Below are 19,453 nucleotides of genomic sequence, written 5' to 3' on the forward strand. Positions count from 1 at the left end.
CCAATGAAAAGGCCCCAGCCGGGGGAAGCTGGGGCCTCTTGTGACAGTCCGGCAAGGCACCCATTAAGCACTTGCAAGACCGAACGCCAACTCACCCGAAAGACCGTTCCTAAAGCGAAAGGTCACCGGTCTCAAGCGGGGAACCTCATTGCAACCACGTCTTAGAGGAGACCCAAGACTTGCGCTTGAACGCTGGGATCGAATGAACGTTCCTATTGTGGAGTTAGTCCCCAGCTCCTGGGCAACTGGAAGAAGCTGGGGCTGTGATATGTGTCGGCCTTTTGTGGAAGGTCGTCGGGAAAACCTGGCATCGCCACGTTTGTTCCTCCGGAATTCGGATCGCCAGCGCTGCGTTATGGGCGCGCCCCGCTTGGGGAGCTCATCTCGCGACAGACTAGTTATGGCTGATAACAATGCTAGTATTGACCTAAACGTGCAACTTGGCTCCCCGCCCATTTAGTCAATTAGGCTCCCCGCCCCTTTAGTAATGAGTTCGGGGGTCCAATGTCTGCTTTCCAAGCCAAGCTGGAGCGTTTTGAAAGCCTCGCAGCCGAATGCGAATTGATCGCCAATCGATCAGGTGGAAGTGAGCGGGAGCTATACCAGCGGCTGGCCAAGCGCTACCGGGATCTGGCGTTGGACATGCGGGCGTTAATCGCAACATTCGACGTGGCCGCGTAGGCTCTTTGCAATGGGCTACGCCGCTGTCGGCTCAAGCGCCGCTCCCTGCCTCTCTACATGCGTAAAACCAACCTGGAGCTGCTACTCGCACGCCGGCCGGACGGGATCACCGTGGCGCCATTTGAACGCGGCGAGATTGGTCCCGATCTATTCCGGGCCGCCTGCCGGATGGGCCTTGAGGGTCTGCTTTCCAAACATCGCGATCGGCCGTACCGTGGTGGTCGGCAGGAGCACTGGATCAAGGTGAAGGACCGGAGCCATCCCGCGATGGCGCGTGAGCTGTGACTTCTAAGGCAAAGCCAAAGGTGGCAGATAGGCATTTGCCAGATTTTTGCGAGCCCGAAACTCCGATCAAAGCTTGCGCTTCATCTTGACCTCGACACCCTTTGGCATCTCCGGCCCGTCATCCGGATTGCCCAGCTCCGATTGCAGACCGGGCACGGCTCACCAGGTGCGCCGCAGGGACAGGAGCGGGTTTGGCTCCCCCGGAAGAGCCGGTCCGGGTGTGCCTCGCAAACCCACCGACTGTTATCGCATCGGGCGCAGAATTTCATCACTTAGACCATTACGGGTAGCGGCAAGACGAGCTGCACCGCGAAGGGCCGCGTCGCATTGGCTTCGATGAACGCTTGCAGTGCCGGTGAAATGTCCAGCCGCTGCTCGCCGACGCGCTGCCCAAGCTCGTCTGCGATGTCGGAGGTCGTATCGCGCGACCAACCCTCGATCGGATTACGGATCGCGACGACTGCGGACGAATGCGTTCTCGTTCTGGTGAGCGGCGGTCCTGGCGAATTCAGAAATCCCCTCCATAGACTGTCGTTTATGCTTCGGAAGCTTCGCCCATTGACGAATGATCTTCCGGCGGGCTTCGCGTTGCTTTTCTCTTACGTCAGGCATCGGGACGCTCCTTGAACAGGATTTATTCCGGTCGATCTAGTATTGTTTGGGGTCACTAGAACTTCAACGTCCAATCAAGAACTCTTACCCCCCTCTGATCGTGCAGCGCTATGCACGCGAGCGAGCCTCATATTGGCTTTGCAGGCCCGCCGCCCTAGAATTGCGGCGATCGCAGGACGGGCGAAATGCAGTATGTTTGCGACGCGCCGAACCTTTTGACCCGGAATGGACATTAGGTCGCAGCCGCTACTTGGGAGGCTCGACGGTGGTCTTTGTCGATCCTTCCGGCGCCGGCTGCATCCGTGGGGGGCTTTGCCCTTGGGGACTTTCGGGAGGCGCACCACCTGAACCGGTGTCGATAGGCCCTGTCCAACCCTGCGGCTGCAACTGACCTTTGTCTTCGGGCGCCGAACGCCCGCTCGGCGCGCCAAGGTCGTCCGCCGGCTTGGCAGGTTGTGCAATCGCCAGTCCACTGGACAGCACAAGACATATCGATGCTCTTCGGACGCGCACTGACACCTCCGTTGACCCTTGAACGAAGAACTTCCCGCCGATCCTGCCGTTCCTGTTCAACGGAACCGAATTGCGGATTCCTTCGTTCAAGAACGACTTACAGGAGGAATTAAATGGCAAGAGCATCATGGAAGCGACCCGGCTCGCCGATCGGCAAGAAGGGCCCGCGCAGGGCAAATCCCTCATACAAGCATCGTACGCGTGACCCATGGTCGAGCGCAGATGTGAAAATGCTCAAGCAGCTCGCGAAAGGCAACACGCCGACCGGAGTCATGAGCGTCAAACTTCAACGTCCCGTCGCGGCTATCCGCAGCAAGGCGCAGCGCGAAGGGATTTCCCTGAAGCCCATCAACCGTGCACCCTACAATCGGCGCGCAACGAAGAGGCGTTCGCGTCGCTAAGACGCTCATTGGGTCTTGGGTCCAAACTACTTGCGGATGGCTTTCACAAACCCAGCAGATGCGCAGATTATCTAGAGGTTATCGGGGGTGCGCACCGGCGAAGATTTGTTTTGATTCCGCAACTCTTGTTGGGCCAATTCCCAAAATTCCTTGTCGCGGCCTTCAGGCCGCCCGGCCTTTTCCCAGAGCTGATGGGCGTAGGTTCGTATCTCATCCTCGTTCGGTTCAGCCATATGCTCTTGCCTTCTGGCCTCCCTGTTGGTGCAGGCCAAATGCCGGATGCACTTCATTGGTTCCAGTGGCTGCGGTCGGCTCTCAGATGGGATTGATGACTGGTACTACGTTTCGTACGCGAAGTAGGACGGAAAGACTCGAGATACATCGGTTGGGCGTTTCGCCGACGCCAAACCACAGCCCCCCATGGCGGACCCTTGCGACCCGCTCACGTTATCAACAGTGCACGTAGCGCTGCAGCAAACCTCGGCCATGTAGAGTCATGTCATAGGTCGTGTCGCTTCCTCTACAGCCTGGGTCGTGGTCGCCATTCCGCCGGCGTAGGCCGCTCCAGCGCCCAGAAGAAGAGCGCAGAAGCTTGCAAACATCGCATATGCGAAGTGCTTCCGGGCTGCATCAATCTGAGCGGGCGTTGCAGCTCTCGTCGTCGCCGACGATTTCCCACTCCGTGGTATTCGACCAATACGCGACGCGCGTGCTGGCGGAATATGACGGGCCGACGAGGTTGCTGGCGATGCTGGTCGCCGAAGCCGGCAACATCGCCGCCGCACCGACCACCACGACGGTTGCGACCGCCCAGGCGGCCATCGCATGCCCGGCCCGACCGAGTCCTGTCTGATCCGGCGAATTGGCTGCCGCTACGGCGCCACCCAGAAATGCGGCGATGATCCCTGAGACCGCCCACCACACGAATGCGGCCCAGCCTGCACCGGCGGGGGCCGATGAAGCAGTGGGCATGTCGATCGCGAGCAAACCGATGCCGAACCCAGCATGGTCAGCAGGATCTGGACAACCAACGAAGTGAACATGCCGGCTAAAACGGCTGACCATGTCAGCCAAAAAACACATTGGGAACGGTGCGTGTAGCCATGGCGAACTCCTCCAGTAGCTTGTGTTCCGGTTCCAACGCGCGGTTAAATTCGTCCGTTCCTGTTGCGGGAAGTCCGGGTAGGCATAGGGACTTGGTTTTGCGAGAAACAACAACAGGAGGAACGGGCCATGACACTTGCCAGAGGCACTTTATTGTGGCTGCTGGGTATTCCTCTTACGGTGATCCTGCTGCTTGCATGTTCTGGCGTTAGCCAGCAAATGATCGGAGACGATGCCGATGCCGGGTAGGATTTGGTAGCGAGTCGGTATAAACACCGGGAAGCTAGAGCGGATTTCCGTGAGGGGGTGCTGGTATCAATGACTGGGTTCGTTGCCCGCGACCGGCAAACCCGAGAAGAATAAACAAGCAAGACGAGAATCGCAGCCATCAGCAATGGTGTGCGCGGCGGGCGCTACGTCACACCAAACTTCCGTCTCGTCGCTCTCGCGATCAGATGAAAGGTTTCCCACCTGTTACAGCAAGCGTTGCACCCGACGTATAGCTCGACAGTGGATCGGCCAGCATAGGCGGTTGCGAGCTCAGCCGGCTGCCCGGCTCGTTTCATCGGCACCTGCTTGCCGAAGTTCTTTACCGTGTCCAATGGCATGGTTGACGGGATCAGCGGCGTCCAGATCGGGCCCGGTGCGACGGCGTTGACGCGTATGCCCTTTTCGGCAAGCATCTGGGCAAGACCGCCCGTGAAGTTCTGGATCGCACCCTTGGTAGTCGCATAGGCCAGTAGGATGGGGTTTGGCGTGTCGGCATTCACGGAAGCGGTGTTGATGATGGCGGATCCCGACTTCATATGCGCGACGGCCGCCTTGGCGAGATAGAACATCGCATGGATGTTGACCTCGAACGTGCTCTACCATTCGTCATCACTGATATCCGCGATATCCTTGAACGTGGCCTGATGGGCCGCATTGTTGACGAGGATATCGATCCCGCCGAGCTCATCGATGGCACGTTGAATGATGGCGCGGCAGTAATCTGGCTTTCGCAGGTCTCCGGGAAACAGGACAGCTTTGCGGCCTTCCTGCTCGACGAGAGCCTTCACCTCCTCGGCATCTTGATGTTCGTCGAGACAAGAAATGAGCACGTCGGCCCCTCGCGGGCATATGCAATTGCCACCGCTCGTCCGATGCCGCTGTCTCCTCCGGTAATGACGGCCTTTTTGCCTGCAAGACGGCCCGATCCCTTGTAGCTTTCCTCGCCATGGTCTGGACATGGCTTCATCGCCGACGTCGAGCCGGGCATCCGTTGCTGTTGGCTGGGATAAGGCGGGCGCGGATAATCGTACGATCGTCGGTTAAACGGCAGCCGCGGCGGAAACTCGTTGGCCACCGCGAGCACGGCATTCTCGTTGGTTTCCAGAGCAATCTTCTGCGCGAGCATCACGTCGCCGGATACCAGGCGCGCTGAAGGCGCAAAGCACCAACCCACCCTCGGCGTTCCCGCCTTGTCGAGCTCGTGGACGTTCGGAGCCGTCCCATCGTTGATGCGGTACCGCTTGGCAGTATCGCAACCGACCACATCGAAGTACCGATGTTCATCGAACTGCGCGAGTTGGGCCGGTGACAGCCACGCGCGCAGCAGGTGGCGGCCGCGGGCCTCTGGCGAGTTTTCTAAGATGATGCTGGCATAGAGCTCGCGGAGCGTTTGCAGCCGCGAACCCGCCCGACGTCGAGCTCCGAACAGAAGCATGGCAAGCGCTCACCTAGCCGCCGACGAGGCGCGGGTAGAATAGCGTCTCTTGGGCTGTCGGGTCGAATGCCCGCACTACGGCAACTTCGCCAGGCCCGTCCGCGTCGCCGCAGTGAATCTCTTGCCGGTCAAGTTCTTGAAGCGCTGCTCCGCCTTGGCCAATGCTTTCAGATCTGCCGCGTCAAATTCGCGCCGCGTGTCCCCGCTATGGTCCAAAACGACCTGCGTAGGCATAGACGCTCCTCCTATACTCCGCAATGATTGAAGCAAACAGGCGGCGAGGCGCGACGTACCTCCACTCTCCGATATTCTTGCTATGTCTGCCTACGTTAGGCTCAGCGTTCGCCCTTACCGTTGCGGTTGGTGAAGCGGGCGTTGCCGAGGCCCGTGCCGATTGTCAGCACGCCCCAACGTTTCACGTCCTTCATGAACGGGACCTCGGACAGGCCCTGCACCACGCCGTCGTTATGCATGACGATAGTCGTGTCGTGTTCCCCGATCTGAGGAATGGCTTCGACCAGAGTTGCCGGCAGATTAAATTTAATGCTCTCCCAGTTGCCGGGCAGGTTCTGCGCACCCTTCGCGATCGAGCCGTCGCTCTCGATGACGCCAGGACACGCGATGCCGATGAACGGCGCGAGCTTGAATCCTTCGTTCTCCGCCTTCGTGGTCAGGTCCTTGAGCATTTTGACGAGACGCTTAACCGCTTCCTCTCGGCTCGATTCGTCGTCGGCATGACGCCACAGCTCGGATTTCCACACGCACGCCTTGGAGAGATCTGGCGCCTTCTTGCGACGCGTTTCCACGACGCCACAGCGGATATTCGTGCCGCCGATGTCGACGGCAAGGATGGAATCATGAGCTTCGAAGATCCAGGAAGGAGCGAGATGCAGCGCGCCAATCAGCCCTGCGTCGTCCGGATGCTGATGGATCGGCAGCATCTCGATCTTGAAATTCTCGGCCTTCAGGATGATTTCGGCGCGCGCGATGGCGAGTTCGCCGAGCCGGCTATTGCTAAGGCCGCCGCCCACCACGATGCGCTCGGTCTTCTCCCAGGCCTTGGTCTTGAGGAAGCGGCGCGTCACGTGGGCGAGCTCCTGTGCGAAGTCCTCGATAGCGCTCTGCACAACTGCCCAAGCGTCGGTATCTTCGCCGATCAGGATGGCGTCGAGTTCCTTCTTGCTGATTTCTTCGGAAAGCTCCTTGCCGAATGGGTCTTCGCCGGATCTACGCAACGGCTTCCGCCACTTTTCGAGAGTGTCCCGGAAGGCGCCCTTGCTGGCACGGTCCCCAAGAAATCCTTCCTCATCCTTCAGTTCAATGTTGAAGCTGTCGACATCCACTGACGGGAGGCGGGAAGCGCCGTGAGCAGCGATGCCGGTGGTCGTGATCGTCTCGTCAGCCATCTTGAACCTTGAACAAGCTGCAGGCAGCGGGCGGCTTGCGTCAACACGCGTTCGCGACGCCGGTTCCTCAGTCCGGCTTTGCCGAGGTGCCGAGGTGCATGGCCGTGGGTGATGGTAGTGCAGCAGGCGGCGAGCTCCTCGCGCCCCGCGTCTCGCCCCTTTACCGCGGTCTCAAATAGCGCTTCCTGGAGCCGCGCAGCATATCGCCCCCGACGTCCATCGCCGCCCATCCCAACAGATTAGCGAAGCGTTCCGATCCATCCATGTCGGTCCTCCGAGTGCACTGTTGGGACAGGCGTCCGGTCGGCGGCGGTTCCATTGCCATCATTGCGACGGGAGACGTTGAATGGGACTCTAAGGATATAGAATCGATGGAAGACCCGCTGATCCATGATCTTCAGGACGTCTACTACGCGGAGCAGCAGATCATCAAATCGCTGCCCGATATGATTGAAAAGGCAACCAACCCGCGACCTAGCTAGCGCGCGTACTCCTAAATCTTCGTTCAATATCCGCTTCGATCCGATACCGACCGGCTCTGTGCAACCGCAGCGAAGGTCGCGATGGGCCAAGAACAGACCTACTTTCTCCGTTGAACCCATCGGCGACCAATGGAATGTCGGGCTGACTTGATCCGGATTATCACGTTCTCGGCAGTGCACTTCATCTGACAGGAGCGATCTATCGGCTAGCTCCGGCCGTTCGGCGCCTCTCGAGTCCGGTCGGCGAGTGGAATGAATTTGAGATCACCGCGCACAGGCAAATGCCTCCTTGCGCGCCGCGCGGTCATATCGGACCGCAAAATCATCATGAGGGCTCAGCGGTCCAGTTCCGCGACTTGCGCATCGCGCTCCTGTAAAAGCCATCGCCAGTACGCCGCTTAGCGAACTAATTTGAAGGAGCACGCGTTGGATCTGGATACGCAGACAGATAGGCGTTCCCGTCGCTCGGACAGACGACCGCCGAGCCTGGCGTTTTCCGCCGGCGTGGTCTTGCTTGAGACGGTCTCAGATATCACGAGTCGCCATGGCGGCCGCAAGTAATCGCCTTGTTACGGTGTTCGGTGGAACGGGGTTTCTCGGCCGCCGCATTGTTCGATGCCTTCTCCAGGCGCCTGAGTTTTCTGTTCGGATTGCATCAAGAAATCCTGAACGAGGCGGGCAGCTTTTTGGCTATGACGACCCGCGCCTCCAATCTGTGCAGGTGGATCTACACGACGAGGGTTCGATAGCCGGTGCGATTGATGACGTATACGGCGCCATCAATGCGGTCAGTCTCTATGTTGAACATGGGCCGGAGACGTTTCACTCCGTGCATGTGGAATCCGCCCGGCGATTGGCCGCCCAAGCACATCGAGCTGGCGTCAAGCGGCTCATCCACGTTTCCGGAATCGGCTCCGACGCCACTTCGCCGTCCCTCTATATTCGCAAGCGCGGCGAAGGCGAACTGGGGGTCCGCGCAGCATTTTCTGAGGCCACGCTGGTTCGGCCGGCGGTGATGTTCGGCGCGAATGACGCGTTTCTCACCACCATCCTCAAACTGCTCCGCCGATATCCGATATATCCAATGTTCGGTCGCGGATCGACGAGATTGCAGCCGGCCTATGTTGACGATGTGGCCGAAGCGGTGACACGAGCGCTTCTGAGAACCGAAACGGGCGTCACGTACGAATGCGCTGGTCCTCGCATCTACACATACGAAGAGCTACTCAGATCAGTCGCGCACGCGGCCGGCCGCAGGCCAATACTCATTCCAGTGCCATTTGCTGCTTGGCATGTAGCAGGATGGGTTTCGGAGCTATTTGCAAGGCCACCCATCACACGGAATCAGGTGGAGTTGATGCAGATCGACAGCGTAGCGTCGATCGGAATGCCAGGATTTTCCGAGCTCGGAATCCCGCCGCAATCAGTCGAACAAATTATATCGACCATGTTGCGGGACAGCGTCGAGCGAAACGGCTCTTGAATGGAGGCGGTCAGGTGAATCCTGCTCCTGCAATTCCTCTTCGCTTGGTGCGAGGTAGCCAGGAGTATGGATGGGAGATTCGCTGATGGCTTCTTCACAAGCGGGACAACCCCAACCGTGACTTAAGGCGCAAGAAAGATGAATCACCGCGAGGACAACCGCCCCAAGAAGTCCCGTCACGCAGGCGATCTATCGGTTCCCCGGCGCGGACCTCGCGACCTATCTGGTAGTCCGCCGAGCCATTGAAGCCCAATTCCCCGACAATATTTTTTTGAGTCACGGCGAACTTCCGGTCACGCACCGATATGTTCGACTATGTTAACCTGTGCTTCAAGGATCGGCTGTCCGCCCAAGACAGCGGTTTTCCCCTGCATGGCGCACGCGGCACGGCAGGCTATAGATTGCGTCGCGAAGACGATAATCCATTTGTTGCCGAACACCGGGGTCGATAGAGGTCGCGACGATGAAGCGCGCGTGGTTGCTGAGATTTGCCAACGCTTGATCGGAAATATGGGCTATCCGGATTACGGTGTGGGGTGATGAGAGAAATTCGCATTATCTGTAGCTGGAGGACTATGGAGCCGTCTGGGCCAACCACGCTAGAATGCTTGGGTTTCTCGCGGCCTTGGTTCGGAGGCCGGGAAAATACTATCAAACATTCTATTTTGATATCATCGCAGTTAATCTCTGGAGCACGCCATCATGGCCGCTGTGACCATCCGCAACCTCTCTGAGGAGGCGCATCGCGCCCTGAAAGTCCGTGCGGCCCAGCACAATCGCAGCGCCGAAGCGGAAATGCGCGCCATTCTGGAGGCCGCCGTGCGCCCTGAGGGCCGGCTGCGGCTCGGCATCGCCATTTCGGAGATGAGCCGGAAGATTGACCTCACCAATGCCGATGTCGAGGCACTTGAACATGGTCGCGGCGCGCGTCCCGCCAGGCAAATGCGCTTCGAATGATTCTGCTCGATGCCAATGTGGTCTTCGAGGAGCCGCCGCGCACGGATTGAGCGAGACTGTTCGGAAACCGTCGGTTGATCGCGAGAATTGTGACGATGCTTGGCATGGGAAGGCTCCGTGTGTCAGGTACCTGCCCTGCAGCGGCTCGTTCTTAATGCCGTTCGTGAAGCTGCCGACTTAGGTCGGCGGCGTGATCGGCGTTGTAGGCTCGCTACAGCAGTTCACTTCGCTTCCGCCTCGGAGGCTCCTTTTTGGCGGGGTCCCGTATGCTCGCGCGAACTGCGCGAGTCGATCTTCAAGGGAATCCGTCTGCTTGACTCGCCCTGCGTCTCAATCCCATCGCGCATTCCTTCTTCAGATGGGAGGACTCTACGCCGCCGATCAAGGGCTCGTGCATCGAGCCAGTCGATGGCGATCTCGTAATTCGGATCGGCGAAGCCGGGTCCGGCCTTCCGAGTCAGCGGCGCTTTGCGCGAATGACTGTAGGCATCCCAGGCGGCGCCGATGATCGCATCGAGTTCGTCCGTTAAATTAGCGGCGCGAAGGCAGGATCGATGAACTTGCGCCGGTAGCGGCTTTCGAATTCCACGCGCGGCAGCTTGACCGGCACACGATGTCCGGTTCCGGCATGCTGTCCCAAAGTGTTCTACGAATCAACTTTGCGCGCCCATATGGCGGTTCCTCGCCAGCCGAGCGGCACTGCTTGCGGTCGTCTCGCCTCTGCAAAGGGTTCGTATGCTGCAACGCGAAGGGATCGCTATTCGCGCCAAAACTTCTCGAGCTCCTCGGCGGTTACCAGATCCACCTGGCCATGGAAGCGGGTGCGATACATCGTCATGAGCGCATCGTGGCCAACATCGGAGGAACTGCACAAGGCGTCCTCCACGATCACAACCCTGAAGCCGTGATCGACGGCGCTGAGGACCGTCGACAAGACACAGACGTCCGTCTCGGCGCCGGTGATCACGACCGTGCCGATCCCCTTTCCGACAAGTAGATCTGCCAAAGCGGGGTTGCTGAACGCCGAATAGGCAGGCTTGTCGATCACGAGCGCGGGAGGGGCGAACCGGGCCAGAGCCGGCACGAGTTCGAGGCCGAACGGCGCAATCCGGTCGCGCGTCGCTTCCCTCCAGCGCCGGAAGTAGATTTGCCATTGTCCAACGCGATCCTCCGGCGCCTCGGGCGTGATGAAGCGCGAGAAAACGGTTCGTACCTTGTAGCGCGAAGCTATATCCGTGATCGCAGGTAAAACCCGCTCCATCCACGGCGTTTCCCAGAGGCCGCCGGGAGCGAAAATGTTCTGCATGTCAACGCAGAGGTGAACGGCATCCCGGATGTCGGGTATTTCCGACTCGCTGTCCCTCATCATCCTCCGCCATTCATGTCCGCACCCCGGATTCCAATGAAATCGTGAGGATCAGGTTCCGTTCCGAAGCGACGTTGGAACAAAGGCAGCGCACCGACATTGCCGGATGCGAAATAGCCCGATCGTGGCCGCCGCCATGCACGTGGGGATCACGGGACCAGAGGCACGTTTTGCCAGCCCAAAGTACGATCGATGTATCAAAGGTCTCCGCGCCGATCGCGGTATGGATGATCGTCTTGGCGTGCCTTGGAGCGATGCCCTGCACTGCCCAGGCCGCCGTTACGGCTAGCCAGCTTGACCAAGCGACGCTCGCGCCACGACTGAATGCACTGTTGCCACTGCAAGTCCGCATGCGTGATCTGAGCAGCAACACCGCGCCGCTGCGAGACTGGCTAGGCGTCCCTACCGTCTGGATCCTCGCCGACTACACCTGCAACGCGCTTTGCGGACCGGCGATATCGATCGTGTCGAACGCGCTGGCCGACACCGGCCTGAGCGCCGGCAGGGACTTTCGGCTCATCGTTGTCGGCTTCGATCCCAAGGATACAGCCGCTCAGGCGCAGGCCATGAAGAATGCGCAGCTGAGTACAAGGAGTGGTCTATCCGAACACAGCGCCTTCCTGCGGACGGCGGCTGCGGACGTTGGCTCGTTGACCGATGCATTTGGCGTGCGGACCATCTACGATCGCGAGCACGATCAATTTGCCCATCCCGCAGCCGCCTTCGTGGTGACACCTGATGGGCGGATTTCGCGCGCGCTCTCGGCGCTGGCGGTGGATGCGCCGAGCCTGCGTCTTGCCCTGGTCGAAGCAGGCCAGGGGCATGTCGGGCGCTGGACCGATCAGGTCCACCTGCTCTGCTACAGCTTCGATCCCGCCAGCGGCACGTATACGCTGGCAGCGCGGCGCCTTCTGCTAGCGGCCGCCTCCATCAGCGTCATTGTCCTTGCCCTGCTGATCGGGCTTCTCTTTCGACGCGAGTTTGCGGCCAGATACCGGCGATCGGCGCCCTCTCCTCCGCCACCCGCGCAAGGACCGCCTGGAACGTGATCCACAACACCAAGCCCTGAAAGAGCGCCGCGGCGAGCAGCATTACAGCTGTCATTGCGAACGACCGCCCGTGAATGGCCGGAAGAATGAGGATCGAGGACTCGACGCACCGCATCGCCAGCGTCAGCCCGCACAGGGCCAACAACCAATGCGGGTCCGATCGCACGCTGGAGCTCAGCATCGCACAAAATGGAAACACGAATTGCCCGAACGAGAGCGCAGCCAGGATGAACTGCCAGCCGTTTTCCGATCGCACCAAATACCAGGTGACCTCCTTGGGAATATTTCCCGACCAGATGACGATGTACTGCATGGCGTGGAGGTAGCACCACAGCAGCACCACCGAGAGCAGCAGGCCACTATAGCCGCGGCTCGGACCGATCCTTCGCGTCGACAACAGCCCGCCACCGATCACGAAGGCCGCTCCGTTGGTCAGCACGAAACTGAGATAGATCAGGCCATAGATCGATGAATGAAATTCGGGCTCCAGCGATTCCATCCAGTCGATCCCGGCGAACGACACGGTCAAGATCCACGCGATCGACCCCACCGATGCCGCGCGCACCATGGCCTCATCGTCGCGCCAGGCACGCCGGAGCCATTCGGCGAGCCCGATCCAGACCGAGAAGTAGATCACCGTCCGCAGCACGAAGAACCACGGCACAAACCAGCGCGCCTTGAACGGCGGCAATGACGCCGGATCGGCGATGGCGGGATAGATCTCCTTCATGAAGAGAAGGACGGGAATGAATGTCAGCGCGACGACAGGCAGGATGCCGGTGGCCGCGACGAAGATCGGATGCAGCGCCTCGGTCCAGCGGCGCCGCACCAGATAGCTTGTCATGAAGAGGACAAGCGCTCCGATCGGGATGGCTCCCCAGGCGATCCAGGCGACGAGATAGGCCGCAGCGGTCGACCGTGCGTCGACGACAAATCCAGCGATCAGGATCAGGCCCGATATTGCCGCCACCCCGCTCCCTGCGCCGGCACGAACTCTCATGGCGCGCTCTCGAGCTTGGCCCGCTCATCCGCCGGCACGTCGTCGAGCGAAGCGTGACGGCTGAGTTGAAGCGCGCGGATATAGGCGACGATCGCCCAGCGATCCCCCGGCGGGACGCGGGCCGCATAGGAATACATCGCACCATGGCCGTTGGTGATCACATCGAAGAAGTATTGATCGTCCGCCGCGCGCAGCCGATCGTCGTGATAGCTGGTCGGCCGCGGCATGCCGCGCCGGACGATGATCCCAGTGCCGTCGCCGCCGGCGCCGTGACATGGCGAGCAGAAAATGCCGAAGCGCTCCCGCCCCCGCGCCAGCAGTTCAGCCGAGAGCACAGGTTTCGTGCTGGCGGCCTTCTCCCGTTCGAGATCATCGCGGGCGACCGTGTTTGGCGGGGGCCAGCGCAGCGCGCTGCCGCGAAATAGCGGCGCGCGCGAATATTCGCTGTAGCGCGGCTGCACGTCCATGTTCTGGTCGCAGGCGGCGAGCAGAGCTGCAAGCACAGCGATGAGCGGCAGCCTGTTCATCCCGGCACGAGCTCCACGGAAAGCGCCCCCGTGCCGCGGAGGAACGCCAAGGTCTTGGCCGCCTCGAACTTGGCATCGTCCGCGCTCACGCAAAGGAAAAAGCGGTCCTTGCTGGCGTGATGAAATCGCCCGGTGCCGAACACGGGATAGTTGAGCCGCGGCAGCCCGTTCTGCCACAACATCCCCGCCAGCATCGCGAGTGCGGAGAACAGGATGGTGAGCTCGAAGGTCACGACCGCGAAGGCCGAGATTGCATAGATCGGCCGACCGCCGACATTGAGCGGGTAGTCGTAGTTCACATAGAACTGCATGATCAGCGCGGCGCCTGCTCCGGCGATGGCCCCAGCAAGACCGACGAAGGAAATGGTGGGGCGCGGAAGCCGCAAAATGCGATCCAGTCCCTCGACCGGAAACGGCGTGAAGGCGTCGAGATTGCGGTAGCCGGCTTCCCGCGCCTTTCGTGTTGCCGCCAGCAGGTCCTCCGGACTCCTGAATTCCGCCAACGCGCCATAGAGCTCTTCAGCCATGCTGCTGCTCCTCTTTCTCTTCGTGTAGAAGCTCCTTGCTCTCGAAGATCGAGATCATGGGAACGAGCCTGATGGCGATGAGGAACGGCACCAGGAAAAGCCCGATCGTGCCGAAATAGGTCGACCAGTCCCAAAAGGTCGGCGTGAAGTGGCTCCAGGATGAGACGAGGAAGTCGCGATAGAGACCGGTGACTAGGATCATGTAGCGCTCGAGCCACATTCCGATCGCGACAGACACCGAGATCAGCAGCAGCATCCATCCAGTCCGCCGCACGACCCGCCACCACAGGGCCTGTAGCGGAGTGAAATTGAAGATGACGGCGCCCCAATAAGTCCAGGCGTAGGCGCCGACGAAACGGTCCGCCAGCGTTTGGAGCTCATGAGCCTCCCCCGAATAGACGGCGTCGAACACTTCGAAGACATAGCCATACCCAGTCATCAGGCCGGTCGCGAGCAGGACCTTTCCGAGCACATCGAGATGATCGTCGGTTACAAGGTTCTCGAGCCCGAACCACGAGCGCAGCGCCACGGCGATGATGGAAACGATGGCAAAGCCGGAAAAGGCAGCCCCCAGCACGAAGTAGGGTGGAAAAATTGTCGAGTGCCAACCCGGGATCTGTCCCACCGCGAACAGCAGCGACACCTCGCTGTGGACGGATACGACCAGCGGCACGGCAAGGGCTGCTGTCAGCCGGTACGCCTGTGACCAGCGCAGCCAATGCCTGGCCGAGCCGCGCCATCCGAGTGCCGTGATGCCGAAGAAGATCTGCCAGCCGCGACGAGTTGCTCGGTCGCGCGCCGCGGCGAGGTCGGGGATCAAGCCGGTGTACCAGAACGCCAGTGAGACCGTTAGATAGGTCAGCACCGCCCAGATGTCCCATTCCAGCGGGCTGCGGAATTGCGGCCAGACGCTCATGCTGGCCGGGTAGGGAAACATCCAATAGACGTACCAAGGCCGGCCGAGATGCAGGATCGGATAGATCCCGGCGCAGACTACAGCGAACAGCGTCATGGTCTCAGCAAAGCGATTGAGCGAGTTGCGCCACTCACTTCCAGTTAGCAGCAGCAGCGCCGAGATCAGCGTGCCGGCATGGCCGATGCCGAGCCACCAGACATAGTTGTGGATCGCAAAGGCCCAGTTTACCGGGATGTTGATGCCCCAGATGCCGACGCCGCGGGTGAAGAGCTCGACCACCGAGACCATCAGCAGCAAAAGCAGCGCGCTCGCGAACATCATCGCGATCAGCCAGCGCCGCTCCACGGGGAAATGCAGGGGGATGCCGGTGAGCTGGTCGGCGATGCCGCCCATGCTCTGGCGCGTCGGCAGGATGTCGGATCGATCGCTCATCCCTGCCTCGATTCCGTCTCATCCTCGCGCCAGCGCGCCAGATAGGTCGTGCGCGGCCGCGTTCCCAGCTCCTCGAGCAGCACATAGTGCCGGCCGTCGCGCTTCAGCCGCGAGACCTCCGAGCTCGAATCGTTGATGTCTCCAAACACGATCGCCTTGGTGGGACAGGCCTGCTGGCAGGCCGTGACCACCTCGCCATCGCGCAAGGGACGGTTCTCCTTATCCGCAGCGACGTGCGCTGCCTCGATGCGCTGCGTGCAATAGGTGCATTTCTCCATGACGCCGCGCGAGCGCACGGTCACGTCAGGATTGTGGGCGGCATGTTCCGATGAATCGGTGGGGGCGCGATAGTCGTAGAAATTAAAGCGCCGCACCTTGTAGGGACAGTAGCTGGAACAGGTGCGCGTGCCGATGCAGCGGTTATAGACCATCTGGTTCACGCCCTCGGGACTGTGCGTCGTGGCGTGGACCGGGCAGCCCATTTCGCAGGGCGCGTCCTCGCAATGCATGCAGGGCACCGGCTCAAAGAAGCTGCGCGGCTCGGCGATGTCACCGGTGTAGTAGCGCCCGATCCGCAGCCAGTGCATCTCGCGGCCGGCCCTGACCTGATCCGCCCCGACCACGGGAACGTTGTTCTCAGCGGTGCATGCCGCCACGCAGGCATTACAACCGATGCAGCTGTCGAGATCGATCACCATGCCCCAGGCGTTCTTCGATTTCGGCCAGGGGGCGTAAAGACTGGCAAGATTGGGCGATGCCCGCTCTGCCTGACCCGGACTGACCTCGCGGGCGAGATCAAATCCTTCCAGGCGGTGATGCAGCTGGGTTACCGCGAGATCTTCATTGGTCTCGAGCTTGCGGAGGCTTCCACGCGTCAGCCACGGTTCGGCGCCTGGTTGCACGCGATAGGCGTCATAGCCGAGGTCATTGCCGACGCGCCCGGCCCGCGTCCTTCCATAGCCAAGAAAGAGCGCGACCGTATTGTCGGCCTGGCCCGGCATGATCCAGAGCGGCCCGCTCACGCGACGCTCGCCGATCCTCACTTCGACATGATCGCCATTGCTGGCAGCGAGACGCTTTGCCTGCGCCGGACTCACGGCAATCACATTGCTCCAGGTGACGGTCGTCAGCGTCTTCGGAAGTTCCTGGAGCCAGCCGACATTGGCGAACTGGCCGTCCCAGACGGTCGGGTCCGGCCGAAACACGATGTCGAGATCGCCGGTCGTGCTTGGCGGCGCGATGATGTTGCTCGCGGGCGAGGCCGTGATGAACGACGCAGCCCCCTCGACAAAGCCGTCATGCAACGCTTGTTTCCAACGTGCCTCGAATGCGTCGCCAAAGCTCGCCTGCCAGGTCGCGCGGACGGCGGCATCTGCGGCCGGATTGATCTCTCCGAGCAACATTGCGACGATCTGGTGCACCGTCCTCACGTCGTAGAACGGTGAGATCACCGGCTGAAGGATGGTCGCCGTGCCATCGACGGCGCGCGCATCGCTCCAGCTTTCCAGCGCATGTGCGAGCGGAAGCTGCCATTCGCAGAGTGCGCCGGTCTCATCCCGTTGCAGGCCGAGATGAATCGAGGAGCGGACGCGCTTGATGGCTTCGCCGGCGCCGAGCTCGCCGGGTGCGCCATAGGCAGGATTGATGTCGAAGACGATAAGCGAACTCACCCGCCCGCTGTTGATATCAGACACGAGCTCGGCAAGCGTCCCCGCATTCGCCGGTCCGGAGATCGGCGCCGTCAGCTTGAGCGTCTGGCCGGCATTCCCGAGTTGTTGATTGATCCTGGCCACCCAAAGGCCGGTGGCGGCACCTCCACCCAAACCTGAGACAATCAGCGACCGCCCCGGCCGCCCCTTGCAGGCCGCCGCGGCACGCGCAATCCAGCGGCCCTCGGCATCCGTCAACTCCGGCCGGGATGCCCCGGCGACGCCGATAGCGTTTGCAAGCGCCTCCGCCAGGGCCGGCATGCGACGCGCGTCAGCGATCAAGCGCCGGGCCGCCAATGCACCCGTCGCGGACGGCACGCTTTCCGCCATGAACAATTGATTACCCGGCCGATCCGCAAACCGCCGACGCGACTGCGACCAGCCCAGCGCATTGCGCAGCTGGTCAGGTCCCGGTCCCAGAAAATCATCGTCGAGGCTGACAACGACATCGCAGTTCGCGAGCACATAGTGCACGTCAATGGCTTGCCCATAGACCGCAGCCGTGATTTGTCGTCTCGCATCAAGACCTGTGGGCGCGTGCACATGAACGCGCGCTTTTGGAAACTGCTTCAGAAACGAATCGATCTGCCGCCGCAGCGTCGGCGACGTGGTCGGTCCGAGCAGCAGCCGCACGCCCTCGCCCTGATCGGCCCGCCAGCTCTCGCGCATTGCACCGATGGCCGACTCCACATCGGCCCAGCTCACGGGCTCGCCGTGCCGGCTCGGCGCGGCCGCGCGGTCCGGATCATAGAGCTGCAGCACCGCGCTCTGCATGAAGACGTCGCTACGGCCTCGTGTAGCCGGATGCCCCGGATTGCCGTCGAGCTTCGTTGGCCGTCCCGCATGGGTCGTGGCAATCACGGGCTGCGCGAAGCCGTCGAGGAGCACCGCCGTCGCATAGTAGCGCGGCAGGCCGACGGTCTCGCTCGCAGGCTGGTCGACATAGGGTAACGCGGCGACGAACGAGCTCTTCTCGCAGCCGGTCAGCCCCGCCAGAGCGAAGGATGCGCCCATCAGCTTCAAGAATTCGCGGCGCGCGGTCTTCGAAAACTCCTGCACCGCGGGATACTCCGCGTCGATGAAGGCCTGGAAGCGCGGATCGTCTGAGAGCTCCTCGATGCCCGCCCAAACGCGCGGGCCGTCCGTCGATCGATGGTCGATGCGGCGCTTCATCGGTGACATACGTAGCAGTGGGTGAGTTCGCCGACCCGAATGCCCTCATGGGCGGCGATCGCCTCGCCTCCCTTGCGCGCATTTGCCGGCGGCTTCCATGACATGTCGGTGATGTATTCCAGCGGTCGCAGATGCGGCGCGGGATCACGATGGCAACCGATGCAGAACTCCATGGTGAACGCTTTCGCGCGATAGGTTAGCGCCATCTGGTCGACACGGCCGTGGCAGGTTTCGCAGCCGACGCCCTTGGCGATATGGATGTCGTGGCGGAAGAACACGTAGTCAGGGAGCTTTGCGACCCGGGTCCACCGGATCGGCGTGTTGTCGGCGAGGCTTCGCCGCAACGGCTCGAGCATTGACGCGTTGGTCCAGATTTCCGAATGGCATGTCATGCAGGTCTCGGTCGATGGGAGGCCTGCCTGGGGGCCAGCCTCAACGTTGCTGTGGCAATAGCGACAGTCGATGCCGAGTTCCCCCGCATGGTGACGGTGACTGAAAGGCACCGGCTGATGCGGTCGAATGTGGGTGTCCGTCATATACGCCGAGTGTGCAAAGCCAACGACCGCGACAGTGCCGCCGCCGGCCAGGGACAGGCCGCCGATCAGAAACAGGCGTAACCAGGTATCCGCCACGGAGGAGAATATCTGAACCATTCTCGCTGTGACCGGATGGCGAGCTCCCGGTCGACAACCTTGCCATCGTGCGTTGGTTCCTAATGTAGGAACGCTATCCCCGATACGGCATTGTCCTGCCGCGACCGAGGACAACACCATGGCGGACGGCAAGCGCTTCGACTACGAGCGGTCGGACGTCGGACTCCGCCTCGTCGGGTGGCTTGCGGGAGGCCTTGCGACTTTCGTCGCAGTCACGCCGCTCGTGCTGCCGCTTATGTATCCGCAATCGATGAAGCGCATCACACCTGCAAGCCGTCCCGCGTTGAGCTCAAATGCGCCGCCGCTCGAGGTCACCCCTCGGGATGCGCTGCAGAAGTCACGACAGGCCGACGAGCAGATCGAGCGCGGTTACGGCTGGGCCGATCGCAATCGAGGCGAAGTCCGCATTCCGATTGACCGCGCGGTCGAGATCCTCCTGCGCAAGGGGTTGCCGGGGTGGCCATCTCCATGA

16 protein-coding genes and 5 pseudogenes are annotated in these 19,453 nt (G+C 61.2%); 8 read left to right on the top strand and 13 right to left on the bottom strand.

The window, feature by feature from the left end:
* Nucleotides 1-504 precede the first annotated feature (504 nt).
* The 3 genes and pseudogenes from MTX21_RS20375 to MTX21_RS20390 all read left to right on the top strand — a co-directional run bounded on the left by MTX21_RS20375 (nt 505) and on the right by MTX21_RS20390 (nt 2,492).
* A complete protein-coding gene (locus MTX21_RS20375) occupies nt 505-681 on the top strand; it encodes a hypothetical protein (RefSeq protein WP_280966504.1) in 177 nt (58 codons plus the stop codon).
* 45 nt (nt 682-726) lie between these two features.
* Nucleotides 727-966 (top strand): annotated as a pseudogene (locus MTX21_RS20380) (DNA ligase); the annotation flags it as partial.
* A 1,355-nt stretch (nt 967-2,321) separates the two neighbouring features.
* On the top strand, nt 2,322-2,492 hold the full coding sequence (locus MTX21_RS20390; protein WP_280966505.1) for a hypothetical protein: 171 nt from the start codon (nt 2,322-2,324) through the stop codon (nt 2,490-2,492).
* Between the two features lie 71 nt (nt 2,493-2,563).
* On the opposite strand, the gene MTX21_RS20395 is transcribed toward MTX21_RS20390, so the two are convergent.
* The 6 genes and pseudogenes from MTX21_RS20395 to MTX21_RS20420 all read right to left on the bottom strand — a co-directional run bounded on the left by MTX21_RS20395 (nt 2,564) and on the right by MTX21_RS20420 (nt 6,707).
* Nucleotides 2,564-2,725 (bottom strand): DUF2934 domain-containing protein, encoded by a 162-nt coding sequence (locus tag MTX21_RS20395; RefSeq protein ID WP_271581586.1) that lies wholly within the window; start codon nt 2,723-2,725, stop codon nt 2,564-2,566.
* 397 nt (nt 2,726-3,122) lie between these two features.
* Nucleotides 3,123-3,566, bottom strand: a complete 444-nt coding sequence (locus MTX21_RS20400) for a hypothetical protein (RefSeq protein WP_280966506.1) — start codon at nt 3,564-3,566, stop codon at nt 3,123-3,125.
* Between the two features lie 481 nt (nt 3,567-4,047).
* Nucleotides 4,048-4,833, bottom strand: a pseudogene (locus MTX21_RS20405) (SDR family oxidoreductase).
* An 87-nt stretch (nt 4,834-4,920) separates the two neighbouring features.
* A pseudogene (locus MTX21_RS20410) lies at nt 4,921-5,301 on the bottom strand (hypothetical protein); the annotation flags it as partial.
* Between the two features lie 13 nt (nt 5,302-5,314).
* Nucleotides 5,315-5,535, bottom strand: a pseudogene (locus tag MTX21_RS20415) (hypothetical protein).
* A gap of 101 nt (nt 5,536-5,636) precedes the next feature.
* A complete protein-coding gene (locus MTX21_RS20420; RefSeq protein WP_280966507.1) occupies nt 5,637-6,707 on the bottom strand; it encodes an ROK family protein in 1,071 nt (356 codons plus the stop codon).
* Nucleotides 6,708-7,078: 371 nt separating this feature from the next.
* On the opposite strand from MTX21_RS20420, the pseudogene MTX21_RS20425 reads away from it, so the two are divergent.
* The 3 genes and pseudogenes from MTX21_RS20425 to MTX21_RS20435 form a co-directional block, all read left to right on the top strand.
* A pseudogene (locus MTX21_RS20425) lies at nt 7,079-7,174 on the top strand (DUF892 family protein); the annotation flags it as partial.
* A 559-nt stretch (nt 7,175-7,733) separates the two neighbouring features.
* The gene (locus MTX21_RS20430) at nt 7,734-8,672 is read left to right on the top strand and encodes a complex I NDUFA9 subunit family protein (protein WP_280966508.1); all 939 of its coding nucleotides are present in this window, start codon (nt 7,734-7,736) and stop codon (nt 8,670-8,672) included.
* Between the two features lie 702 nt (nt 8,673-9,374).
* The gene (locus tag MTX21_RS20435) at nt 9,375-9,629 is read left to right on the top strand and encodes a plasmid stabilization protein (RefSeq protein WP_280966509.1); all 255 of its coding nucleotides are present in this window, start codon (nt 9,375-9,377) and stop codon (nt 9,627-9,629) included.
* A 757-nt stretch (nt 9,630-10,386) separates the two neighbouring features.
* Here the strand turns inward: MTX21_RS20435 and MTX21_RS20440 are convergent.
* On the bottom strand, nt 10,387-10,995 hold the full coding sequence (locus tag MTX21_RS20440; RefSeq protein WP_280966510.1) for a cysteine hydrolase: 609 nt from the start codon (nt 10,993-10,995) through the stop codon (nt 10,387-10,389).
* A 350-nt stretch (nt 10,996-11,345) separates the two neighbouring features.
* Here MTX21_RS20440 and MTX21_RS20445 point away from each other — a divergent pair, with 350 nt between their 5' ends.
* Nucleotides 11,346-12,044 carry an SCO family protein gene (locus MTX21_RS20445; RefSeq protein WP_280966511.1) on the top strand — a complete coding sequence of 233 codons (699 nt, stop codon included), beginning with the start codon at nt 11,346-11,348 and terminating at the stop codon, nt 12,042-12,044.
* On the opposite strand, the gene MTX21_RS20450 is transcribed toward MTX21_RS20445, so the two are convergent.
* Genes MTX21_RS20450 through MTX21_RS20475 form a run of 6 tightly spaced genes read right to left on the bottom strand, consistent with a single transcriptional unit; the run spans nt 11,932 to nt 19,101 of the window.
* Nucleotides 11,932-13,044: a hypothetical protein gene (locus tag MTX21_RS20450; protein WP_280966512.1), complete on the bottom strand. Its 1,113-nt coding sequence runs from the start codon at nt 13,042-13,044 to the stop codon at nt 11,932-11,934. The genes MTX21_RS20445 and MTX21_RS20450 overlap by 113 nt on opposite strands.
* Nucleotides 13,041-13,571 carry a cytochrome c gene (locus MTX21_RS20455; RefSeq protein ID WP_280966513.1) on the bottom strand — a complete coding sequence of 177 codons (531 nt, stop codon included), beginning with the start codon at nt 13,569-13,571 and terminating at the stop codon, nt 13,041-13,043. Before MTX21_RS20455 ends, MTX21_RS20450 begins: the two co-directional genes overlap by 4 nt.
* The gene (locus tag MTX21_RS20460) at nt 13,568-14,098 is read right to left on the bottom strand and encodes a DUF3341 domain-containing protein (protein WP_280966514.1); all 531 of its coding nucleotides are present in this window, start codon (nt 14,096-14,098) and stop codon (nt 13,568-13,570) included. Before MTX21_RS20460 ends, MTX21_RS20455 begins: the two co-directional genes overlap by 4 nt.
* The gene (gene nrfD, locus MTX21_RS20465) at nt 14,091-15,446 is read right to left on the bottom strand and encodes an NrfD/PsrC family molybdoenzyme membrane anchor subunit (protein ID WP_280966515.1); all 1,356 of its coding nucleotides are present in this window, start codon (nt 15,444-15,446) and stop codon (nt 14,091-14,093) included. Before nrfD ends, MTX21_RS20460 begins: the two co-directional genes overlap by 8 nt.
* Nucleotides 15,443-18,328 (bottom strand): TAT-variant-translocated molybdopterin oxidoreductase, encoded by a 2,886-nt coding sequence (locus MTX21_RS20470; RefSeq protein ID WP_280966516.1) that lies wholly within the window; start codon nt 18,326-18,328, stop codon nt 15,443-15,445. Before MTX21_RS20470 ends, nrfD begins: the two co-directional genes overlap by 4 nt.
* Complete coding sequence (locus MTX21_RS20475) at nt 18,325-19,101, bottom strand: cytochrome c3 family protein (protein WP_348637481.1); 777 nt, start codon at nt 19,099-19,101, stop codon at nt 18,325-18,327. Before MTX21_RS20475 ends, MTX21_RS20470 begins: the two co-directional genes overlap by 4 nt.
* Here MTX21_RS20475 and MTX21_RS20480 point away from each other — a divergent pair.
* Entirely contained in the window at nt 19,100-19,453 is a 354-nt protein-coding gene (locus MTX21_RS20480; RefSeq protein ID WP_280966517.1) for a hypothetical protein, read from the top strand. The genes MTX21_RS20475 and MTX21_RS20480 overlap by 2 nt on opposite strands.

This window comes from Bradyrhizobium sp. ISRA430 (assembly GCF_029909975.1).
Taxonomy (GTDB): Bacteria; Pseudomonadota; Alphaproteobacteria; order Rhizobiales; family Xanthobacteraceae; genus Bradyrhizobium.